Source organism: Mycobacterium sp. E3305 (assembly GCF_001666785.1).
In the GTDB taxonomy this organism is placed as follows: Bacteria; Actinomycetota; Actinomycetes; order Mycobacteriales; family Mycobacteriaceae; genus Mycobacterium.
Map to the genome: position 1 here is coordinate 59,349 of NZ_LZJA01000288.1, position 22,370 is coordinate 81,718.

Sequence of the window (22,370 nt, forward strand, 5' to 3'; positions counted from 1 at the left end):
CGGCCGAGGCGGGATCGACGCGGCTCGACGGCTCGAAATTTTTACATAACGATTACATAACAAAACTGCTTTGATCAGCGCAGTTATAGCTACTCGACCGTAACCACCTGCACGCAGCGGGTTTGTTCGCGGGGCCCGCGCCGCCGATTCAGACCGGTGTTACCCACGACACGGTTACCCATGCGTAGAACTCACCAGTAACCAATCACCACGCGAAACGGGGGTCGATCCTTATGACACTCTTAGTACAGCCGATGCAGTCCGCCGCGCCGCTCCACCCATGCGGACGGCCCGCCGACAACACACCGGTCAGACGGATTTTCGGTCGCGATTCGATGCGGAATCGACGGACTCTCTCGAGTTCCTGTCCCCTTCGGACCGGCTGAAAGCACTGATACGTAAGACGTACATGACGCATTGAGGGAGATAGACGTGACGATCCACGAGCACGACCGGGTGTCCGCCGATCGCGACGGGAAAGGCCCCCACGCACCTGCCGGGGACACCCATGCTCTGGTCGACCGTCTGACGGCAGGCGAGCCGTACGCCGTCGCATTCGGGGGCCAGGGCAGCGCCTGGCTGGAAACCCTGGAAGAACTGGTGTCGTCGGCCGGGATCGAGGCCGACCTGGCAACGCTGGTCGGTGAGGTGGAGCTGCTGCTCGAGCCGGTGGCCAAAGAGCTCGTGGTGGTGCGCCCGATCGGTTTCGAGCCGCTCACCTGGGTGCGGGCGCTCGCGGCCGAGGACCCCGTCCCGTCGGACAAGCACCTGACGTCGGCCGCGGTGTCGATTCCCGGCGTGCTGCTCACTCAGATCGCCGCCGTGCGCGCGCTGGCGCGCCAAGGCATGGATTTGAACGACACCCCGCCGGTGGCCGTCGCGGGGCATTCGCAAGGGGTCCTCGCGGTCGAGGCGCTCAATGCCGCCGGTACCCGCGACGCCGAACTGCTGGCGATGGCCCAGCTGATCGGTGCGGCCGGGACGCTGGTGGCTCGTCGGCGCGGAATCTCCGTGCTCGGCGACCGCCCACCGATGGTGTCGGTGACCAACGCCGACCCCGAGCGCATCGGCCGCCTGCTCGACGAGTTCGCGCAGGACGTCCGCACCGTGTTGCCGCCGGTGCTGTCGATTCGCAACGGCCGGCGCTCGGTCGTCATCACCGGCACCCCCGAACAGCTGTCCCGGTTCGAGCTGTACTGCCAGCAGATCTCCGAAAAGGAAGAGGCCGACCGCAAGAACAAGCTTCGCGGTGGGGACGTCTTCGCACCGGTCTTCGACCCGGTGCAGGTGGAGGTCGGCTTCCACACGCCCCGGTTGGCCGACGGCATCGACATCGTCGGCGGCTGGGCCGAAAAGGTGGGGCTCGACGTCGCGCTGGCGCGCGAGCTGACCGAGTCCATCCTGGTGCGCCGCGTCGACTGGGTCGAGGAGATCGGCCGGGTGCACGACGCCGGTGCGCGCTGGATCCTCGACCTGGGGCCCGGTGACATCCTGACCCGGCTGACCGCGCCGGTGATCCGGGGCCTGGGTGTGGGCATCGTGCCCGCCGCGACCCGCGGCGGGCAGCGCAACCTCTTCACCGTCGGGGCCGTCCCCGAGGTGGCGCGGGCGTGGTCGACGTACGCCCCCACGGTGGTGAGCCTTCCCGACGGCCGGGTCAAGCTCTCGACGAAGTTCACCCGGTTGACCGGACGCTCGCCGATCCTGCTCGCGGGCATGACCCCGACGACCGTGGACGCCAAGATCGTCGCCGCCGCGGCCAACGCGGGGCACTGGGCCGAGCTGGCCGGCGGTGGGCAGGTCACCGAGGAGATCTTCGCCGCACGCGTCGATGAGCTCGCAACGCTGCTCGAGCCGGGCCGCACCTATCAGTTCAACGCGTTGTTCCTCGACCCGTACCTATGGAAGCTGCAGGTCGGCGGAAAGCGGTTGGTGCAGAAGGCGCGTCAGTCCGGTGCGGCGATCGATGGCCTCGTCATCAGTGCCGGCATCCCCGACCTCGAGGACGCCGTGGAGCTGATCGAGGAGCTGAACGACGTCGGCATCAGCCACGTCGTGTTCAAGCCCGGCACGGTCGAGCAGATCCGCTCGGTCATCCGGATCGCGACCGAAGTGCCCACCAAGCCGGTGATCATGCACATCGAGGGTGGGCGCGCCGGCGGCCACCACTCCTGGGAAGACCTCGACGACCTGTTGCTGGCAACGTATTCCGAGCTGCGGTCGCGCCCCAACATCACCGTCTGCGTCGGCGGTGGAATCGGCACGCCCGAGCGGGCGGCCGAATACCTGTCCGGGCGCTGGGCGCAGGCGTACGGCTTCCCGCTGATGCCGATCGACGGCATCCTGGTGGGCACCGCGGCGATGGCGGCCAAGGAGGCCACCACGTCGCCGTCGGTCAAGCGGATGCTGGTCGAGACGCAGGGCACCGACCAGTGGGTGGGCGCCGGAAAAGCCGTGGGCGGCATGGCTTCCAGCCGCAGCCAGCTGGGCGCCGACATCCACGAGATCGACAACAGCGCTTCGCGGTGCGGGCGGCTCCTCGACGAGGTCGCCGGTGACGCGGAGGCCGTCGCGGCTCGCCGCGACGAGATCATCGCGGCGATGGCCAACACGGCCAAGCCGTACTTCGGCGACGTCGCCGACATGACCTACCTGCAGTGGCTGCAGCGCTACGTCGAGCTCGCCATCGGGGAGGGCAACTCCACCGCCGACACCGCCGCACCGGGCAGCCCGTGGCTGGCCGACACCTGGCGCGACCGGTTCCAGCAGATGCTGCAACGCGCCGAAGCCCGTTTGCACGCAAACGATTCCGGACCCATCGAGACGCTGTTCAACGATGCGGCCCTGCTGGAAAGGCCTGACGACGCGATCGCCGCGCTGCTGGCCCACTACCCCGACGCCGACACCGTGCAGCTGCACCCGGCGGACATCCCCTTCTTCGTCACCCTGTGCAAGACGCTGGGCAAGCCGGTCAACTTCGTGCCGGTCATCGACAAGGACGTGCGGCGCTGGTGGCGCAGCGACTCGCTGTGGCAGGCGCACGACGCCCGATACGACGCCGACCAGGTGTGCATCATCCCGGGCACCGCGGCCGTGGCCGGCATCACCCGGATGGACGAACCGGTCGGTGAGTTGCTGGACCGCTTCGAGCAGGCCGCCATCGACGAGGTGCTCTCCTCCAACGGGCGGCCCCGGGCCGTCGCGTCGCGTCGGCTGGGCCGCCCGGACGTCACCGGCCCGCTGGCCGTCGTGCTGGACGCCCCCGACGTGCAGTGGGCCGGCCGCACCGCGACCAACCCGGTCCACCGGATCGCCGACCCCGGCGATTGGCTCGTGCACGACGGGCCCGAAAGTCGCCGCGCCACACACTCATTCACCGGCGCGCGGCTCGAGGTCGACGGCGATCGGGTGATGCTCAGCGTCCCGATCTCTGGAACCTGGATCGACATCCCGTTCACCCTGCCGCCCAACACCGTCGACGGCGGCACCCCCGTGGTGTCCACCGAGGACGCCGCCACCGCCATGCGCGCCGTGCTGGCGATCGCCGCCGGTGTCGACGGGCCGGAATTCCTGCCCGCGGTCGTCGACGGCACGGCCGCCGTGACGGTGGACTGGGACCCCGAGCGGGTCGCCGACCACACCGGGGTCACCGCCACCTTCGGCGAGCCGCTCGCTCCCGGCCTCACCACCGTGCCCGACGCGCTCGTCGGCCTGTGCTGGCCCGCGGTTTTCGCGGCGATCGGCTCGGCGGTCACCGACGCCGGCGTGCCGGTCGTCGAGGGCCTGCTGAGCCTCGTGCACCTGGACCACGCCGCCCATGTGGTCGGCGCGCTGCCCAAGGTGGAGGCCGAATTGGCAATCAGCGCAACGGCTTCCCCGGCCGTCGACACCGACATGGGCCGAGTGGTCAGGGTCGCGGTGACGATCGCCGGCGCCGACGGCGCGACCATCGCCCGTCTCGACGAGCGCTTTGCGATCCTCGGTCGCACCGGCGCCGCCGAGCTCACCGACCCGGTGCGGGCCGGCGGTGCGGTGTCGGAGAACGCGACCGACACCCCGCGCCGCCGCCGCCGCGACGTGCGGCTGACCGCCCCGGTCGACATGCGACCGTTCGCGGTGGTGTCCGGCGACCACAACCCGATCCACACCGACCGGGCGGCCGCCCTGCTGGCCGGCCTGGAATCGCCGATCGTGCATGGGATGTGGTTGTCGGCCGCGGCGCAGCACGCGGTGACCGCCACCGACGGCCAGGCGCGCCCGCCGGCCCGGCTGATCGGCTGGACCGCCCGATTCCTGGGCATGGTGCGTCCCGGCGACGAGGTCGACTTTCGCGTCGAGCGCGTCGGAATCGACCAGGGTGCAGAGGTTTTGGAGGTCGCGGCGCGCATCGGGTCCGATCTGGTGATGTCGGCGACGGCGCGCCTGGCCGCCCCGCACACGGTGTACGCCTTCCCGGGTCAGGGCATTCAGCACAAGGGCATGGGCATGGACGTCCGCGCCCGCTCGAAGGCCGCCCGCAAGGTGTGGGACAAGGCGGACAAGTTCACCCGCGACACGCTGGGCTTCTCGGTGCTGCACGTGGTGCGCGACAACCCGACCAGCATCATCGCCAGCGGCGTGCACTACAACCACCCCGAGGGGGTGCTGTACCTGACGCAGTTCACCCAGGTCGCGATGGCGACCGTCGCGGCGGCCCAGGTCGCCGAGATGCGGGAGCAAGGCGCCTTCGTCGAAGGCGCGATCGCCTGCGGCCACTCGGTCGGCGAGTACACCGCGCTGGCCTGCGTCACCGGCATCTACGAACTGGAAGCGTTGCTGGAGACGGTGTTTCACCGGGGTTCGAAGATGCATGACATCGTGCCCCGCGACGAGCTGGGCCGCTCGAACTACCGGCTGGCCGCCATCCGCCCGTCGCAGATCGACCTGCCCGACGACGAGGTCCCCGGCTTCGTGGCCGGAATCGCCGAGCGCACCGGCGAATTCCTGGAGATCGTGAACTTCAACCTGCGCGGTTCGCAGTACGCGATCGCAGGCACGGTCCGCGGCCTCGAGGAGCTGGAGGCCGAGGTGGAGCGGCGCCGCGAGCTCACCGGTGGCAAGCGTTCGTTCATCCTGGTGCCCGGCATCGACGTGCCCTTCCACTCGCGGGTGCTGCGCGTCGGGGTGGCGGAGTTCCGCCGCTCGCTGGAACGCGTCATGCCGCGCGACAAGAATCCCGACGTCATCATCGGGCGCTACATCCCGAACCTGGTGCCCCGCCCGTTCACCCTCGACCGCGACTTCATCCAGGAGATCCGCGATCTGGTGCCCGCCGAGCCGCTCGACGCGATCCTGGCCGACTACGACACCTGGCTGGCCGAGCGCCGGAACGAGATGGCGCGCATCGTCTTGATCGAGCTGCTGGCCTGGCAGTTCGCCAGCCCCGTGCGTTGGATCGAAACCCAGGACCTGCTTTTCACCGAGGAGGCCGCGGGCGGCCTGGGCGTGGAGCGGTTCGTCGAGATCGGTGTGAAGTCCGCGCCGACCGTCGCCGGACTGGCCACCAACACCCTCAAGTTGCCCGAATATGCCCACAGCACAGTCGAAGTGCTCAACGCCGAGCGCGACGCCGCGGTGCTGTTCGCCACCGACACCGACCCCGAGCCGGAGCCCGACGCCGACGAGCCGGCCGCCGATTCCGACGCTGCCGCGTCGGACGGTGGGCCCAACCCCAATGTCGCCCCAGTCGTCGCTGCGGCTCCCGCCGCAGTTCCGTCCGGTGCTCCGAGGCCCGATGACATCGGGTTCGACGCCGCCGACGCCACCCTGGCGTTGATCGCGCTGTCGGCCAAGATGCGCATCGACCAGATCGAGGAGCTCGACTCCATCGAGTCGATCACCGACGGCGCCTCGTCGCGGCGCAACCAGTTGCTGGTCGACCTCGGGTCGGAGTTGAACCTGGGCGCCATCGACGGCGCCGCCGAGGCTGACCTGGCCGGCCTGCGGTCGCAGGTCACCAAGCTGGCCCGTACCTACAAGCCTTTCGGCCCAGTGCTTTCCGACGCGATCAACGACCAACTGCGCACCGTGCTTGGGCCCTCCGGCAAGCGGCCCGCCGCGATCGCCGAGCGTGTCAAGAAGACGTGGGAGCTCGGCGACGGCTGGGCCAAGCACGTCACGGTCGAAGTCGCGCTGGGTACCCGCGAGGGCAACAGCGTTCGCGGGGGCGCCATGGGACACCTGCACGAGGGCGCGCTGGCCGACGCCGCGTCGGTCGACAAGGTCGTCGACGCCGCGGTCGCTTCCGTGGCCGCGCGGCGCGGGATCGCGGTGGCGCTGCCCTCTTCGGGAGGCGGCGGCGGTGCGACCGTCGACGCGGCCGCGCTGAGCGAATTCACCGACCAGATCACCGGTCGCGACGGTGTGCTCGCCTCGGCGGCCCGCCTGATCCTGGGCCAGCTCGGCCACGACAACCCGGTGAGCGCGCCGCCGGCCGCCACCGACGCCGAGCTCATCGACCTGGTCACCGCCGAACTCGGCGCGGACTGGCCGCGTTTGGTGGCACCGGCTTTCGACGCCAAGAAGGCCGTCGTGTTCGACGACCGGTGGGCCAGTGCCCGCGAGGACTTGGTCAAGCTCTGGCTGGCCGACGAGGGTGAGATCGACGCCCAGTGGAAGAGCCTGTCCGAAAGGTTCGAGGGCGCGGGCCACGTCGTCGCGACCCAGGCCACCTGGTGGCAGGGCAAATCGCTGGCCGCCGGTCGCCAGATCCACGCCTCGCTGTACGGCCGCATCGCGGCCGGCGCCGAGAACCCCGACCCCGGCCCGTACCGCAGCGAAGTCGCCGTCGTGACGGGCGCTTCCAAGGGATCGATCGCCGCGTCGGTCGTCGCGCGACTGCTCGACGGCGGAGCCACCGTCATCGCCACGACGTCCAAACTCGACGACGAGCGGCTGGCGTTCTACCGCGGGCTCTACCGCGACCACGCCCGGTACGGTGCGGCGCTGTGGGTGGTCGCCGCCAACATGGCGTCCTACTCCGACATCGACGCGCTGGCGGAATGGATCGGCACCGAGCAGACCGAAAGCCTTGGGCCGCAATCCATTCACATCAAGGACGCGCAGACACCGACGCTGCTCTTCCCGTTCGCGGCGCCGCGTGTCGCCGGGGACCTGTCGGAGGCGGGTTCGCGCTCCGAGATGGAGATGAAGGTTCTGCTCTGGGCGGTGCAGCGGTTGATCGGTGGGCTATCCAAGATCGGTGCCGAGCGCGACATCGCGTCGCGGCTGCACGTGGTGCTGCCCGGTTCGCCCAACCGCGGCATGTTCGGTGGCGACGGCGCCTACGGCGAGGCCAAGTCGGCGCTGGACGCGGTGGTGAGTCGCTGGCACGCCGAATCCTCGTGGGCCGCGAGGGTCAGCCTCGCGCACGCGCTGATCGGCTGGACCCGCGGCACCGGGCTGATGGGCCACAACGACGCCATCGTCGAGGCCGTCGAGGAGGCCGGTGTCACCACGTATTCCACCGAGCAGATGGCGGCCATGCTGCTGGGTCTCTGCGACGTCGAGTCCAAGGTGGCGGCGGCCGGCGCGCCGATCAAGGCCGACCTGACCGGCGGCCTTGCCGAGGCCAACCTCGACATGGCCGAACTGGCCGCCAAGGCGCGCGAACAGGCCACGTCGGGCGATCAGGTCGTGGATGACGTTGCGGCGGAAGGCACCATCGCCGCGCTGCCGTCCCCGCCGCGAGGCTTCAAGCCGGCGCCACCGCCCGAATGGGCCGACCTGGACGTCGACCCCGCCGACCTGGTGGTGATCGTCGGCGGCGCCGAGATCGGTCCCTACGGTTCGTCGCGCACCCGGTTCGAGATGGAAGTCGACAACGAGCTGTCGGCCGCGGGCGTCCTCGAGCTGGCCTGGACCACCGGGCTGGTCCGGTGGGAGGACGACCCCCAACCCGGTTGGTATGACACCGAATCCGGAGACCTGGTCGACGAGACCGAACTGGTCGAGCGCTACCACGACATCGTGGTCGAGCGGGTGGGCATCCGCGAGTTCGTCGACGACGGCGCGATCGATCCCGATCACGCATCGCCGCTGCTGGTGTCGGTGTTCCTGGAAAAGGACTTCTCCTTCGTGGTGTCCTCGGAGGCCGACGCTCGCGCCTTCGTCGAATTCGACCCCGAGCACACCATCGTGCGGCCGGTGCCCGACTCCAGCGACTGGCAGGTGATCCGCAAGGCCGGCACCGAGATTCGGGTCCCGCGCAAGACCAAGCTGTCGCGGGTCGTCGGCGCGCAGGTCCCCACCGGATTCGATCCGACCGTGTTCGGCATCAGCCAGGACATGGCCAGCTCGACCGACCGGGTGGCGTTGTGGAACATCGTCGCGACCGTCGACGCATTCCTGTCGTCGGGATTCACCCCGACCGAGTTGATGCGATGGGTGCACCCGGGCCTGGTCGCCAGCACCCAGGGCACCGGAATGGGCGGCATGACGTCGATGCAGACGATGTATCACGGCAACCTGCTCGGCCGGAACAAGCCGAACGACATCCTGCAGGAAGTGCTGCCGAATGTGGTTGCCGCGCACGTCATTCAGAGCTATGTGGGTAGCTACGGCGCGATGATTCACCCGGTAGGCGCGTGCGCGACCGCGGCGGTGTCGGTCGAGGAGGGCGTCGACAAGATCCGCCTCGGCAAGGCCGAACTGGTGGTCGCCGGCGGCTTCGACGACCTGACGCTGGAAGCCATCATCGGCTTCGGTGACATGGCCGCCACCGCCGACTCGTCCATGATGCGGGGCCGGGGCATCCACGACTCGAAGTTCTCCCGGCCCAACGACCGGCGCCGGCTCGGCTTCGTCGAGGCGCAGGGCGGTGGCACCATCCTGCTCGCCCGGGGCGACCTGGCGCTCAAGATGGGCCTGCCCGTATTGGCCGTGGTCGCCTACGCGCAGTCGTTCGCCGACGGCGTGCACAGCTCGATCCCGGCCCCGGGCCTGGGTGCGCTGGGCGCCGGCCGCGGCGGCAGGGACTCGCAGTTGGCGCGGGCGCTCGGCAAGCTCGGCGTCGGTGCCGACGACATCGCGGTGATCTCCAAGCACGACACCTCGACGCTGGCCAACGATCCCAACGAGACCGAGCTGCACGAGCGGCTGGCCGACTCGCTGGGCCGCTCCGAGGGCGCACCGCTGTTCGTGGTGTCGCAGAAGAGCCTCACCGGCCACGCCAAGGGCGGCGCGGCGGTGTTCCAGATGATGGGCCTGTGCCAGATGCTGCGCGACGGGGTGATCCCGCCGAACCGCAGCCTGGACTGCGTCGACGACGAGCTGGCCGGCTCGGCGCACTTCGTGTGGGTGCGCGAGACGCTGCGGCTGGGCGAGAAGTTCCCGCTCAAGGCGGGGCTGCTGACCAGCCTCGGGTTCGGCCACGTGTCGGGGCTGGTGGCGCTGGTGCACCCGCAGGCGTTCATCGCGTCGCTGGATGCCGATCAGCGCGCGGACTACCAGCGGCGTGCGGAGGCGCGGCTGCTCGCCGGTCAGCGCCGGTTGGTCTCGGCCATCGCCGGCGGCGCGCCGATGTACGAGCGGCCGGCGGACCGTCGTTTCAGCCATGACGCACCGGAGAAGCGCCAGGAGGCGGCGATGCTGCTGGACCCGGCGTCTCGGCTCGGTGAGGGCGAGGCGTACGAGGTCTCGCCCGGATGACGTCAACTACCGTCCGTTAGCCTGGCGTCCCATGGGAATTGTCGGTGTGGGGATCGACGTCGTCTCCATCCCTGATTTCGCCGAGCAGGTCGACCAGCCGGGAACCGTCTTCTCCGAGACGTTCACTCCGGGTGAGCGCCGCGATGCCTCGGACAAGAGTTCGTCGGCGGCGCGCCACCTGGCGGCACGGTGGGCTGCGAAGGAGGCGGTGATCAAGGCCTGGTCGGGGTCCCGGTTCGCCCAGCGGCCCGTGCTCCCGGAGGACATCCACCGGGACATCGAGGTGGTCACCGACATGTGGGGCCGGCCCCGGGTGCGGCTCAGCGGCGACATCGCCAAGCACCTGGCCGACGTGACGATCCACGTGTCACTGACACACGAGGGAGACACCGCGGCCGCGGTGGCGATCCTGGAGACGACCTGACGCCTCTCGCGAGCAGATGCAAAGTCGCATCTGCCGCGGAGGATTCATGCGACTTTGCGTCTGCTGGGCCGGGAAAGTGGGGGACTAGCCTCGAGATCATGAGCGATCTGGTGGAACGCGTCCGCGAGCTGTTGCCGTCGGTGCGCCGCGACCTCGAGGACCTGATCCGCATCGAGTCGGTGTGGGCCGACCCGGGCCGCCGCGACGAGGTGCATCGCAGCGCGCGGTCGGTGGCGGAGCTGTTGTCGCAGGCCGGTTTTGGCGATGTGCGGGTCGTCAGCGAGGGTGGGGCGCCCGCGGTCATCGCGCGACACCCCGCGCCGCCGGGCGCGCCGACCGTGCTGCTGTACGCCCACCACGACGTGCAGCCCGAAGGCGACACCGGCCAGTGGGCGTCACCGCCCTTTGAGCCCACCGAACGTGACGGGCGGCTCTACGGCCGTGGTAGCGCCGACGACAAGGCTGGTATCGCAACGCATTTGGCGGCGTTCCGGGCGCACGGCGGCCGGCCCCCGGTTGGCGTGACCGTATTCGTCGAGGGCGAGGAGGAATCCGGCTCGCCGTCCTTGGGCCGGTTGCTCGCCGCCCACCGCGACGCGCTGTCCGCCGACGTCATCGTCATCGCCGACTCCGACAACTGGAGCACCGGCGTTCCGGCGCTGACGGTTTCGTTGCGCGGCCTCGTCGACTGCGTGGTCGAGGTCGCCACGCTCGATCACGGCCTGCACTCCGGTATCTGGGGTGGCGTGGTGCCCGACGCGGTGAGCGTCCTGGTGCGGCTGCTGGCGAGCCTGCACGATGACGACGGCAACGTGGCCGTCGCCGGCCTGCACGAAAGCACCGCCGCCGCCGTGGATTACCCGCCCGAGCGGGTGCGCGCCGACTCCGGGCTGCTGGACGGGGTGTCCGAGATCGGTTCGGGCCCGGCGCCGCAGCGGCTGTGGGCCAAACCGGCGATCAACGTGATCGGCATCGACACCACGCCGATCGACAAGGCGTCGAACACGCTGATCCCGCGTGCCCGGGCGAAGATCAGCATGCGGGTTGCGCCCGGCGGCGACGCCGAGGCGCACCTGGACGCGTTGACTTCGCACCTGCGCGAGCACGCACCTTGGGGCGCACGGGTCACCGTCACCCGCGGCGACGTTGGCGAGCCCTACGCCATCGACGCCAGCGGCCCGGTGTACGACGCCGCGCGGGCCGCGTTCCGGCAGGCCTGGGGGACCGACCCGATCGACATGGGCATGGGCGGCTCCATCCCGTTCATCGCCGAATTCGCCGAGGCGTTCCCGCACGCCAAGATCCTGGTCACCGGCGTCGAGGACCCAAACACCCAGGCGCACAGCATCAACGAGAGCCTGCACCTCGGCGTGCTGGAACGCGCCGCGATCGCCGAGGCGCTGCTGCTGGCCAGCCTGGCCTGACGGCGGCCCTACCGCACCAACGCTTTACCGCCGTTGTGATACGGCGTTGTTGTTTCCCGTCTTCTCGATTCTCGGTGAACCCGAGTGATAGGTCACCGCGTTGTCGTCGCCGAAAACGTCGAGGGTGTCGGCGCTGTCGAGTGCGACATGATTTCCGCTGCCGAAGACCTCGAGCCGTTGGCAGTGGCCGGTGACGGTATAGGTGTTGTTGTCGCCGTCCAGCTTCAGGTTGCCGTTGTTGCAGTCGATCGTGGTCTTCGCGCCGCTATTGATCATCACCAGATTTCCTTGGACGGTGGTGCCGGCGTGGCTCAAGAAGAACGCGACCGCCAGCGCCGCCACGACCGCGCACATCCCCAGCATCAACTTGCCTCGCGACGTATTCGCAAGCTTCGCGATTTCGCCGAACCAGCGCGGGCCGCCGAACTGTCCGCCACTGGGCGCCGCGAACGGCTCCGGCGCGGTGCCGGAGCCGTTCTCGAGGTCGCGGATGTATTGCTCGGGGTCGTCCGCGTCCACGGCTAAATGATCCGCCTCGGCCTGCGTGGAGTGCAATGGTCGCCCCTGATCACCGGCATCGGGCTGACCGTTACGGCCAGGGGAAGCCGGGTGCCGGCGCGGGCACCTCGGACGGGTCAGCTTCCCGGAAGTGATACACCGGGCCCGACGGGGTGCTTTCAGCGGTCACCGCGAACCAATGACAAACGCTCAGGTCGAACCCGGGCGGTATCGGAACCGTGTATCCCCATTTCTGGCCGGGGCAGTAATGCCAATAGGACGGCGGCGTAGCTTCGGCGCGTGCGGCCAAGCCCATAGCGGCCGCCGCGACGCCGCCGGAAATCATTGCCGCCCCGATGATGCGACTGAGGGGTCCGTTCATATGAGAAAGCCTTCCGTTGCCAATTGTGCTGCACGCTACGGCGCACCACTGGTGAAATTCTTGGCGTTCGCTTCCGCTACCGATCTCAACTTGCCTGACGGCCCGCCCGCCGACCTCCTCACGGCAACCCCCGCGTGCAAAAGTTGCCGAGGCGCCCGAACCGGCGCAAAGTACCGGTCAGCGGGGGCAGTAGGGAGCAAGTGATGAAGACACAGTTTGCTGCGGCCTCCGCGGCATTGGTTTCAGCGTCGCTGCTAACGGCGCAGGGTGCGGTCGCCGCGCCGGGCGATGCGGTGGTGTACACCGTGACCTCGGACGCCCCGTTGGCCGCGGTGTCGTATATCGATGCGACGGGCACGCTGCAGATGCTGACCAATCAGCCCGCGCCGTGGTCGATCTCGTTCACCAGTAAGGACACCAGTCCCGCGGCGGTGCTGACGGTCGCCGCGAACCCGACCGGTCAGAAGACGACCTGCACGATCACGGTCAATGGGACGGTGAAGGACACCAAGTCGACGACGGGCACGGGTGAAGCCGGCCTGGCGCAGTGCGCCGCGTAACCGCTCCGCGGTTCACACCGACAGGTCGCGCCGAAGCTTGGCCACGTGGCCGGTGGCCTTGACGTTGTATTGCGCGACGGCGATCTTGCCCTTCTCGTCCACCACGAAGGTCGAGCGGATCACGCCCTGCACCGTCCTGCCGTACATCTGCTTCTCGCCGTAGGCGCCCCAGGCCGTCAGCACCTTGCGGTCGGGATCCGAGAGCAGCGGGAACGTCAGCTTCTCGGCGTCGCGGAATTTGGCCAGCTTCTCCGGCTTGTCGGGGGAGATGCCGATGACGTCGAGGCCGGCGTCGCCGAGTTCGCGCAGGTTGTCGCGGAAGTCGCAGGCCTGCTTCGTGCAGCCCGGCGTCGAGGCCGCGGGGTAGAAGTACACGATGACGCGACGGTCCTTGTAGTCGGACAGCGACACCTTATTGCCGTCGGCGTCGGGCAGGCTGAAGGGGGGCGCTTTGTCGCCCGGCGCAAGCCGCGTGGTCTCGGCCAATTTCTAGGCCCCTTTCTGTTCACCGGAGCGTTGGGGTTATCGCCAGCTGATCTAGGGTAGTGCCTCAGGTGCATCAGGCCGATTGGGAGGACAGACACGTGGCGGACCGGGACCCCGAGGCCATCAAGCGGGACATCGACGTCGCCCGCGACCAGCTGGCGGCCACCGTCGACTCGCTTGCCGTGCGCGCCAACCCGCGCCGCCTCGCCGACGACCTCAAGGTTCGGGTGATCGCGTTCGTCAAGAAGCCCGCGGTGACGGTCTCACTGGCCGGCGTCGGCGTCCTCGTCGTCGTGGTCGTGGTGCACCGGGTGCGCAACCGCTGACCCGTCAGGTCATGCCGGCGCCCGTGCCGCTCTGAACGTGCACCGGGAGGTCATCGGCCCACGGCTGGGTGGTAGCCATGTCCTCGACCTCGACGTAGCCGCGCTCGAATTCGCCGGTCGCCGCGTCCACCAGGCGGTACTCCTGACGCTGGATGTGGATGGGCTGCGCGTCCAGGATCACCACCCGCACGTCACCGGGCTCGAAGTTGCAGCGCTGCTGTAGCGCCTCGATGAGGCATTCGTTGTGCATGTGCCCATCGCCGAAGTTCCAGCCCAGCACCATTGCGCAGAGATTCTCGCCTTCGCAGAGGTTGTAGTCGGCCTCGTCGTAGCCGGCCAAAGCGCGGTGTACCAGGGTGTAGAGCGCGCGGCCGTGGGTGTTCATCCCTCGGAAGGCGTAGGCGAGGTGAATGGGGACCAAGGTCTCTTCTTTGGTTTTGTAGAGACGCTCGAGCTGTAGGTGATACATCGGTCCCAGCGCGCGGGAGCCGGTGCGGATCTTCTCGTCGACCGACGGCTTGACGCACCACACCGTGGTGTCCCAGTTGCCCGCGTAATACCGCATGCCCGGCAGGAAGGACACCTTGCGCGGGTAGAGGTTTCCGACGACGACCACCCCGGCGATGACGACGAACAGGATCGCCACCGGCAACGGATTGGCCACATCGGACAACCCGAGCCAGGCGTGCGCCACGAACAGCGACAGCACGCCGAAGATCATGAAGACGTTCCACTCCAGCGGCACCCCCATCGGGAAGGCCAGCAGGATGTTCAGGTGGAAGACGATCATCACGAACGCGGCGATGGCCGTCGGCCAGCCGCCGTGGGAGAACAGCAGCGCCAGTGGTACCAGGCCTTCCACGGCGGTGGAGAAGTGCGCGATGAAACCCGCCAGCGCGCTGGGGCGCAGGTCGTCCGGGTAGCGCTTGAACATCGAGCGCTTGAGCGCCCCGGAGGGGATGAACGGGTTGTTCGCGAGCATCGTCGAGATCACGAACGGGAAGTGCCGGTTGAGCTTTGAGGTGGCCGCCCCGAGCCAGATCACCATGAAGACCACCTTGGCCCCGATGATGGAGTCCGCCCCGGCGAACAGGAAGACCAGCGCCAGCGGCGCATAGACCTCACCGCGCGCGGCCAAAAAGATCACCTTGTCGCGCAGACCGAGGACGGCCAGGACCGACAGGATCGCGACGGTGTGCCAAGGGGCCAGCACGCCAATGTCGGTGTGCAGGGCGGGGATTGCGCCGGTGCCATCGGACACCAGCGCGATGGCGAGCAGCGCCAGCAGCGCGCCGTAGAGGATGGCGTCGAGCGGGCTGCGGACGCTGCCCTTGGTCAGCGGCACCCGATCGGGCCACGGGGGCAGCCGGATGGTGCTGGGCCGCAACCAGTACAGGATGGAGCCCATCGGCGGGAAGTACCGGCCGGCCAGCGGCCCGAAGCAACAGCCCAGGCCGATGACTTCGAACAGCATCGTGTACAGCACGGCCTTCTCGAACACGATCGGTTCCGACCACCAGGCGGCGACGCCCGTGAAGCTGCCGATGCCCGTCGTGCACCACCCGAACACCCAGCCGCCGAGGATGTACAGCGCGATCTTCACGCCATACATCACATGCATCACCAGCGGGGTGCCGAACCCGTTCTCGGCGATGTGGCGCACCATCGGGACGATCCGTTGCGCGCGGGGTTGCTTGCTCCACTCGGCCACGTCGACGACGGGCAGGTTCGGCTGGATGAACCCCATGGCAGCTCCTTCGACGCAAAGGGCGTTCGCTGTGAAGGAGAAGCTACCTGCAGCATCAATCGTGTGGCGGCCAAATCACGACGAAAAGTGGTCCGAGCGGCCGTTAGCCGCCCCCGGTATGTCAACTGTGCGCCGTCAGGGTTTCGAACCCCGGACCCGCTGATTAAGAGTCAGCTGCTCTACCAACTGAGCTAACGGCGCTTTCGACGGCCGAGACCGCGTACGCGACAATAACAGGCGTCCTGCCGCGGAGTGAAATCCCGGTTTCCTTCCAGGTTAGCCACCCGAGAGCGCTCGCGGGGGCCTCGGGAAACCCGATCGCTGAAACCGTCTGCCGCGCAAGCCCCGTCAGAACAGGGTCCCGCAGTAGGGGGCCCGATCGGTGCTGAAGGCGGCATCCAGGTCGCGTATCGCGCCCGGGCGCTCTTCGGTGATCCGGCCCGCTCGCAGGAGCTCGGAGGCCGGGTGTGCGCCCATGTAGATGGTGGCCAGATCTGCCAGGCCGATGCCGACGTCGGTGGGCCCGTCGTGCGGTGTGCACTTGCCCACGCCGTCACGGGCCTGCAGGAGGAACCGCCCGCCGGCGAGGTCGAGGGGGTCGGTGACCTCCAGCGCGAGGTCGATGTCCGCCGCATACGCGCGGGTGCCCAGCACCTCGGGCACGTCGTTGATCCGCACCCAGAGGAAATCGCTCACACCGGTGGTTTCGGCGGCCCGCAGGTCGGTGAGCTTGAGCGGCAGCGGGTCGTCGACCGGCACGTCGATCTCGACCGTGTTGAACATCTCCAGGGCCAACAACGTTTGCAGCAGCTCGGTATGGGCCTCGTCGGTGATGGGGCAGAAGTCTTCGACGACCACGGTGCCCAACGGTGGCCGGTAGCCGTGATTCGACTCACCCACGACGCGGTAGGTCAGGAAGCCGTCCGGATGGATCGTGTAGTTCAACGGGCTGCCGTTGCCTCGCTGCACCGGCAGGTCCTGCCGATGGTCCGCCCACCAGGCTTCGTTGCGGGCCACCGCCCCATTCGTTGCAGCACACCATCTTTCGTAGATTTCCGGCAAGTGGTCTTTTGCCTCGGCGGCGGTGATCTCGCGCGCCCGGATCTCCGCCGGCGGCGTGCGCAGCTTGGCGAAGCGGCGGTCGACGGAGTAGCTGCGCAGATAGCTGCCCACGCCGGCGCCGAAGCCGTCGTACATCGCGGTCTGGGTCGGCACCCCGAAGACGATCGGGTAGCCGCGTTCGATCAGTATGCCGAGCCCCTTCGCGCTGAGCTGCCCCCAGACGCCCTTGCCTTGGTGAGTGGACGCGACGGCGATCATCGTCAGCCACGCGGCCCGCAGGCTGGCGCCGCCCGCCACGGTGAGTCGCGTGGGATAGATGATCGACGTCCCCACCAAGAACGGTTGCTGAGGATCGGAGGCGTCCTCGGCAACGAGGATGTCATCGACGCTGACGCGTCGTTTCCACGCCTCGACGCCGCGTGGGTCGACCGGATCACCGAAAGTGCGAGCCTGGTTCGCATACACGGCGGCGAGGTCGTCTTCGGTTGGATGCCTCATGCTGATGGCGTCGTCCGTCGAGGTCATCACGCATCCAATCCGCTTATCGCCCAGCCGAACAGTCGCTCCGCACAGCGAATGACGCAGTGCGGTCTCCCGTTTGACTCCGATACCCGAGTGATCGATTACCAAACATGGCCGCCCGTCCCGGTGAAGGTGGGTCAGTGCGTCCGGTTCGGGTATAGGGATACGCCGGGGGACTTCGAGCTGAAAGGACCGAAGATGCTGCAGGCGATCACCAGAGTTGCCATCGCCGCGCCGCGCCGCATCATCGGGCTCGCCTTCCTGGTCCTCGTTGCGGCGGCCGTCTTCGGTCTTCCGGTGATCAACAACCTGTCGGGGGGCGGCTTTCAGGACCCGACCTCGGAATCCGCGCGGGCCACCGAGGTACTGCGGGACAAGTTCAACCAGACCGACCAGCAGATGATCATCGTCGTCACCGCCCCGGACGGAGCCCAGAGCTATCAGGCGCGCGACGTCGGAACCGACATCGCCAACCGCTTGAAGACATCACCATGGGTGCTGAACGTGTCGTCGGCGTGGACGGCCCCGCCGCAGGCCGCCGCCCAACTGGTCAGCAAGGACCAGAAGTCCGGGATGATCGTGGCCGGCCTGAAGGGCGGCGAGAACGACGCCCAGAAGTACGCCAGCCGGCTCACCGACCAATTGGTGCACGACCGCGACGGCGTCACGGTGCGCGCCGGCGGCATGGCCGTGGCGTACGCCCAGATCAACGACCAGAACGAGCGTGACCTGCTGTTGATGGAGTCCATCGCGATCCCGCTGAGCTTCGCGGTGCTGGTCTGGGTGCTCGGTGGCGTGGTGGCGGCGGCACTGCCCATCGTGCTGGGCACCCTCGCCATCGTCTGCACCATGTCGGTGTTGCGGCTGATCACCTTCGCCACCGACGTGTCGACGTACGCGCTGGACCTGAGCATCGCGATGGGACTCGCCCTGGCGATCGACTACAACCTGCTGATCATCAGTCGTTTCCGCGAGGAGCTGGCGCGCAGCGGCGACCGGGAGCGGGCACTGCGCAGGACCATGTCCACCGCGGGTCGCACGGTGCTGTTCTCCGCCACCACGGTCGGGTTGTCGATGGCTGTGATGGCGGTCTTCCCGATGTACTTCCTGAAATCGTCGGCCTACACCATCGTGGCCACCGCGGCCATCGTCGCGATCGCGGCGGTCGTCGTCACCCCCGCGGCGATCGCGCTGCTGGGTCCCCGGCTGGACTCCCTCGACGGCCGCCGGGTGCTGCATCGCATCCTGCACGGGCAGCGGTCGTTCCGTGATCACGCGCACAAGCCGCTCGAGGAGCAGTTCTGGTACCGGTCGACCCGATACGTGTTGCGCCACGCCCTGCCGGTCGGTCTCAGCGTCGTCGCGTTGCTGCTCCTGCTCGGCGTCCCGTTCCTGGGCGTGAAGTGGGGCTTTCCCGACGAGCGGGTGCTGCCCCGGTCCGCGTCGGCGCGCCAAGTCGCCGACATGCTGGACGACGACTTCGCCAACGGATTCGGCAACGGCGTCACCGTCGTCGTCCCCGACGCCCGCGGCGTGGGGGCCGCCGACCTGAACCGCTACGCCGCCGCGCTGTCGCGCGTGTCCGACGTCTCCTCGGTCACCGCCCCGACCGGGACATTCGTCGCCGGCAACCGGATGGGACCGCCCGCGACGGCCGCCGGCGCTGCCAACGGCGGCGCCTTCTTGACCGTGGCCAGCAGCGCGCCCCTCTACTCGCAGGCGTCGAACGCGCAGCTCGACCAGCTGCACAAGGTCCCCGGACCGGCGGGACGGTCGACGGAGATGACCGGGCTGGCGCAGATCAACCGCGACAGCGTCGGCGCGATCACCAAGCGGTTACCCCTGGTGTTCGGGTTGATCGCCGTCATCACCTTCGCGCTGCTGTTCCTGCTGACCGGCAGCGCGGTGCTGCCGCTGCAAGCGTTGGCGTGCAACCTGCTGTCGCTGACGGCCGCATTCGGGGCCATGGTGTGGATCTTCCAGGACGGCAACCTCGGCGCGCTGGGCACCACGCCCAACGGCACGTTGAACGCCAACATCCCGGTGCTGTTGTTCTGCATCGCCTTCGGCCTGGCCATGGATTACGAGGTGTTCCTGGTATCCCGGATCCACGAATACTGGCAGGCGTCGCAAGCCATCCAGGAAACGCCGCCCACTTCGGCCGAGGCGCGCGCCGCCACCGACGAGAGCACGGCCCTGGGCATCGCCGGCATCGGCCGGGTGGTGACCACCGCGGCGGTGGTGATGTCGATTTCCTTCGCCGCGTTGATCCCCGCGCACGTGTCGTTCATGCGCATGCTCGGCGTCGGCCTGACCCTGGCCGTCCTCGCCGACGCCACCCTGGTGCGGATGGTCCTGGTGCCCGCGTTCATCCACCTGCTCGGCCGATGGACGTGGTGGGCCCCCAAACCGTTGGAGGTGCTGCGGCAACGGTCCGATACGGGTGAAGACGCGGCCGCCGCGGTGGGGCGGCGGCGCTGGGCCGCTGACGCGGCCGAGCCGGAGCGCCCGTCGATCCGGAGGTGGCCCACCAAAGCCGCGACGTATCGTCACTAGCCCACTCTTGGCTCGCGCGGGTAGAGGCCGCCGCGACAGGGTCGGCCAACCGGCCTGAGCGCACCTTCCGGCCGGCCCTGCGTGACACCTGATCACGGACCTGTCAAGGTCGGCGTGCTTGTGCACAAAACGCATTACAATGCATGCACTGTTTCTGGTCAGCGGTGACCAACTACATCGGATTTCGTGGAAGGTCACTCGATGACGCCTTTGCGCAGACGACGATCGTGGCTGGCCGCCGCGATCGCTTCGGTTGCTGTGTTCGGCGTCGCCTGCGGGGGCAGCCATACCGCTGCCCCGGCGAAAGTGATCTTCGACAAGGGCACCCCATTCGCGGACCTGCTCGTCCCGAAGCTGACCTCCTCGGTGACCGACGGGGCCGTCGGTGTCACCGTCGACGCCCCTGTGACCGTCAGCGTGGCCGACGGTGTTCTCGCGTCGGTGACCATGGTCAACGAGAACGGCAAATCCATCAGCGGGCAGCTCAGCCCCGACGGGCTGCGCTGGTCGACCACCGAGCAACTCGGCTACAACAGGCGCTACACCCTGAGCGTGAAAGCGCTGGGCATGGGGGGCGCGGCGAATCGGCAGATGACCTTCCAGACCAGTTCGCCCGCCCACCTGACGATGCCCTACGTCGCCCCGGGCGACGGCGAGGTGGTGGGCATCGGTGAGCCGGTGGCGATCCGGTTCGACGAGAACATCGCGGACCGCGCCGCCGCGCAGAAGGCGATCAAGATCACCACAAACCCGCCCGTCGAGGGCGCCTTCTACTGGCTCAACAATCGCGAAGTACGTTGGCGCCCAGAGCATTTCTGGAAATCCGGGACGGCCATCGATGTGGCGGTCAACACTTACGGCGTCGACCTGGGTGACGGAATGTTCGGCGAGGACAACGTCAAGACCCACTTCACCATTGGCGACGAGGTCATTTCGACCGCCGACGACACCACCAAGACGGTGACCGTGCGCGTCAACGGTGAGGTGGTCAAGACGATGCCGACGTCGATGGGCAAGGACAGCACGCCGACGGACAACGGCTTCTACATCATCGGCGGCCGGTTCAAGCACATCATCATGGACTCGTCGACCTACGGTGTTCCGGTCAACTCGCCCAACGGATATCGCACCGAAGTGGACTGGGCCACCCAGATGTCCTATAGCGGCGTCTTCGTGCATTCCGCGCCCTGGTCGGTCGGCGCCCAGGGGCACACCAACACCAGCCACGGGTGCCTGAACGTGAGCCCCAGCAACGCCGAGTGGTTCTATGACCACAGCAAGACCGGCGACATTGTCGAGGTCATCAACACTGTGGGGCCGACGCTGCCCGGCACCGAGGGGTTGGGCGACTGGAACATTCCCTGGCCGCAGTGGAAAGCGGGCAACGCCAACACCTGACGTGCGGTTCAGTCGACCTTGTGCCAGGCCGCACAGTTTCTGGTCATGAACGCGCGGTCGGTGGGCAGGATCTGCACCACCTGCGGGCCGTCGTTGACGTTGTTGTCGATGATGTCATTGGTGTCCAGGCTGCGCAGACGCGCCCAATAGCACCCGTATTTCCCGGCGCTGCGATAGGTGCCCGGTGCGATGTCGCTGCCGACGATGAACGTGCCGTCCGACTCGATGGTCGTCTTCGGTCCCGGCGGGGGCGGCGGCACGGCGGTCACGGTCACCGTCTTGGTCGCTGCCGGCACCGTCGACGTGACGGTGGTCGCCGTGTGGTTCGACCCCCCGCAGCCCGCGAGCAGGACAGCGCAACCCATGATGGCCGCGTTCAGGGGGAGCAATTGGCGGTTCGGCGGCACGGCGCGCTGTCCCTCCCGTTCAGGGTGCAATCGCGTGCCGGGGGCCGCAACGACCCGGCGGTCAGGAAGCAACACGGGCCTCCGGCCGATTGGGGTGGCTGACGGGGCTCGAACCCGCGACATCCAGGATCACAACCTGGTGCTCTACCAGCTGAACTACAGCCACCATCGCCGCCGGCGGCCTCGAGGCCTTCGAGCGGCGACGTCGATACTAGCCGGTCGGTGGCTCGGTGGCCGAATCGATTTCGTTCGGGGTGCCGCCGTCGCCCTCCAGTTCGGCGACTACGGCCTCGATCTCGCTGGTAGAAGGTCCCGGCGGGGAGACGAACGCCGTCCGGCGGTAGAACCGCAACTCGCGGATCGATTCGTGAATGTCGGCCAGCGCGCGGTGCGCGAGCCCCTTGACCGGCTGGCCGAAATAGATCCGCGGATACCAGCGCCGGCAGAGCTCCTTGATCGAGCTCACGTCGATCATCCGGTAATGCAGGAACGAATCCAGCGCGGGCATGTCGCGGGCGATGAACGCACGGTCGGTGGCGATGGAATTGCCCGCCAACGGCGCCGTCTTGGGTTGCTTGACATGCTTGCCGACGTAGTCGAGCACCATCGCCTCGGCGGTAGCCAGGTCGACGGTCGACGCCCGCACCTCGTCGATCAGCCCTGAACGCGTGTGCATTTCGGTGACCACGTCGATCATCGACGACAACGCTTCGTCGTCGGCGTGGATAACCACGTCGACGCCGTCGCCCAGGATGTTCAAATCGGCGTCGGTGACCAGGGCCGCGATTTCGATCAACTTGTCGGAGCCGAGGTCCAGCCCCGTCATCTCGCAGTCGATCCACACCAACTCGTCTCGCACAGCGCTCAGACTAGGCTCCCGCGCCGCCCGCG

General features: G+C 68.3%; 14 protein-coding genes and 2 tRNA genes. 7 read left to right on the plus strand and 9 right to left on the minus strand.

Features of this window, described 5'->3' with window-relative positions:
• Nucleotides 1–432: 432 nt before the first annotated feature.
• The 3 genes from A5701_RS24915 to A5701_RS24925 all read left to right on the plus strand — a co-directional run bounded on the left by A5701_RS24915 (nucleotide 433) and on the right by A5701_RS24925 (nucleotide 11,535).
• Nucleotides 433–9,687, plus strand: a complete 9,255-nt coding sequence (locus A5701_RS24915) for a type I polyketide synthase (RefSeq protein ID WP_067760539.1) — start codon at nucleotides 433–435, stop codon at nucleotides 9,685–9,687.
• Between the two features lie 31 nt (nucleotides 9,688–9,718).
• Complete coding sequence (locus A5701_RS24920; RefSeq protein ID WP_065444533.1) at nucleotides 9,719–10,111, plus strand: holo-ACP synthase; 393 nt, start codon at nucleotides 9,719–9,721, stop codon at nucleotides 10,109–10,111.
• Nucleotides 10,112–10,209: 98 nt separating this feature from the next.
• Nucleotides 10,210–11,535, plus strand: a complete 1,326-nt coding sequence (locus tag A5701_RS24925; protein ID WP_067760541.1) for a dipeptidase — start codon at nucleotides 10,210–10,212, stop codon at nucleotides 11,533–11,535.
• 24 nt (nucleotides 11,536–11,559) lie between these two features.
• Here A5701_RS24925 and A5701_RS24930 read toward each other — a convergent pair whose 3' ends face one another.
• Together A5701_RS24930 and A5701_RS24935 are read right to left on the minus strand one after the other, a co-directional pair.
• Complete coding sequence (locus tag A5701_RS24930; protein ID WP_067760543.1) at nucleotides 11,560–12,054, minus strand: DUF3060 domain-containing protein; 495 nt, start codon at nucleotides 12,052–12,054, stop codon at nucleotides 11,560–11,562.
• Between the two features lie 70 nt (nucleotides 12,055–12,124).
• The gene (locus tag A5701_RS24935) at nucleotides 12,125–12,415 is read right to left on the minus strand and encodes a hypothetical protein (RefSeq protein WP_067760545.1); all 291 of its coding nucleotides are present in this window, start codon (nucleotides 12,413–12,415) and stop codon (nucleotides 12,125–12,127) included.
• 203 nt (nucleotides 12,416–12,618) lie between these two features.
• Between A5701_RS24935 and A5701_RS24940 the strand changes: the two genes are divergently transcribed.
• Complete coding sequence (locus A5701_RS24940; RefSeq protein WP_068266392.1) at nucleotides 12,619–12,975, plus strand: MmpS family transport accessory protein; 357 nt, start codon at nucleotides 12,619–12,621, stop codon at nucleotides 12,973–12,975.
• A 12-nt stretch (nucleotides 12,976–12,987) separates the two neighbouring features.
• On the opposite strand, the gene bcp is transcribed toward A5701_RS24940, so the two are convergent.
• Complete coding sequence (gene bcp, locus A5701_RS24945; RefSeq protein ID WP_067760549.1) at nucleotides 12,988–13,461, minus strand: thioredoxin-dependent thiol peroxidase; 474 nt, start codon at nucleotides 13,459–13,461, stop codon at nucleotides 12,988–12,990.
• Between the two features lie 98 nt (nucleotides 13,462–13,559).
• Between bcp and A5701_RS24950 the strand changes: the two genes are divergently transcribed.
• The gene (locus tag A5701_RS24950; protein ID WP_067760600.1) at nucleotides 13,560–13,787 is read left to right on the plus strand and encodes a DUF3618 domain-containing protein; all 228 of its coding nucleotides are present in this window, start codon (nucleotides 13,560–13,562) and stop codon (nucleotides 13,785–13,787) included.
• 4 nt (nucleotides 13,788–13,791) lie between these two features.
• On the opposite strand, the gene A5701_RS24955 is transcribed toward A5701_RS24950, so the two are convergent.
• From A5701_RS24955 to A5701_RS24965, 3 genes are all read right to left on the minus strand, one after another.
• A complete protein-coding gene (locus A5701_RS24955; protein ID WP_067760551.1) occupies nucleotides 13,792–15,534 on the minus strand; it encodes a DUF3556 domain-containing protein in 1,743 nt (580 codons plus the stop codon).
• A gap of 128 nt (nucleotides 15,535–15,662) precedes the next feature.
• Nucleotides 15,663–15,735, minus strand: a tRNA-Lys gene (locus A5701_RS24960).
• 147 nt (nucleotides 15,736–15,882) lie between these two features.
• Complete coding sequence (locus tag A5701_RS24965) at nucleotides 15,883–17,121, minus strand: GNAT family N-acetyltransferase (protein ID WP_067760553.1); 1,239 nt, start codon at nucleotides 17,119–17,121, stop codon at nucleotides 15,883–15,885.
• Between the two features lie 195 nt (nucleotides 17,122–17,316).
• On the opposite strand from A5701_RS24965, the gene A5701_RS24970 reads away from it, so the two are divergent.
• Nucleotides 17,317–19,674 (plus strand): MMPL family transporter, encoded by a 2,358-nt coding sequence (locus A5701_RS24970; protein WP_067760602.1) that lies wholly within the window; start codon nucleotides 17,317–17,319, stop codon nucleotides 19,672–19,674.
• Between the two features lie 201 nt (nucleotides 19,675–19,875).
• Nucleotides 19,876–21,072 (plus strand): Ig-like domain-containing protein, encoded by a 1,197-nt coding sequence (locus A5701_RS24975; protein WP_082950092.1) that lies wholly within the window; start codon nucleotides 19,876–19,878, stop codon nucleotides 21,070–21,072.
• Nucleotides 21,073–21,080: 8 nt separating this feature from the next.
• On the opposite strand, the gene A5701_RS24980 is transcribed toward A5701_RS24975, so the two are convergent.
• The 3 genes from A5701_RS24980 to orn form a co-directional block, all read right to left on the minus strand.
• On the minus strand, nucleotides 21,081–21,437 hold the full coding sequence (locus A5701_RS24980) for a hypothetical protein (RefSeq protein WP_067760604.1): 357 nt from the start codon (nucleotides 21,435–21,437) through the stop codon (nucleotides 21,081–21,083).
• 132 nt (nucleotides 21,438–21,569) lie between these two features.
• Nucleotides 21,570–21,645 (minus strand) — tRNA-His (locus A5701_RS24985).
• A 45-nt stretch (nucleotides 21,646–21,690) separates the two neighbouring features.
• Complete coding sequence (gene orn / locus A5701_RS24990) at nucleotides 21,691–22,338, minus strand: oligoribonuclease (RefSeq protein WP_067760557.1); 648 nt, start codon at nucleotides 22,336–22,338, stop codon at nucleotides 21,691–21,693.
• Nucleotides 22,339–22,370: the final 32 nt, after the last annotated feature.

Excerpts from the sequence above, each read along its gene's own strand:
- A5701_RS24920 (WP_065444533.1), top strand. The coding sequence starts at position 9,719 with ATGGGAATTGTCGGTGTGGGGATCGACGTCGTCTCCATCCCTGATTTC.
- A5701_RS24925 (WP_067760541.1), top strand. The coding sequence starts at position 10,210 with ATGAGCGATCTGGTGGAACGCGTCCGCGAGCTGTTGCCGTCGGTGCGC.
- A5701_RS24935 (WP_067760545.1), bottom strand. The coding sequence starts at position 12,415 with ATGAACGGACCCCTCAGTCGCATCATCGGGGCGGCAATGATTTCCGGC.
- A5701_RS24940 (WP_068266392.1), top strand. The coding sequence starts at position 12,619 with ATGAAGACACAGTTTGCTGCGGCCTCCGCGGCATTGGTTTCAGCGTCG.
- A5701_RS24955 (WP_067760551.1), bottom strand. The coding sequence starts at position 15,534 with ATGGGGTTCATCCAGCCGAACCTGCCCGTCGTCGACGTGGCCGAGTGG.
- A5701_RS24965 (WP_067760553.1), bottom strand. The coding sequence starts at position 17,121 with ATGACCTCGACGGACGACGCCATCAGCATGAGGCATCCAACCGAAGAC.
- A5701_RS24970 (WP_067760602.1), top strand. The coding sequence starts at position 17,317 with ATGCTGCAGGCGATCACCAGAGTTGCCATCGCCGCGCCGCGCCGCATC.
- A5701_RS24975 (WP_082950092.1), top strand. The coding sequence starts at position 19,876 with ATGACGCCTTTGCGCAGACGACGATCGTGGCTGGCCGCCGCGATCGCT.
- A5701_RS24980 (WP_067760604.1), bottom strand. The coding sequence starts at position 21,437 with ATGGGTTGCGCTGTCCTGCTCGCGGGCTGCGGGGGGTCGAACCACACG.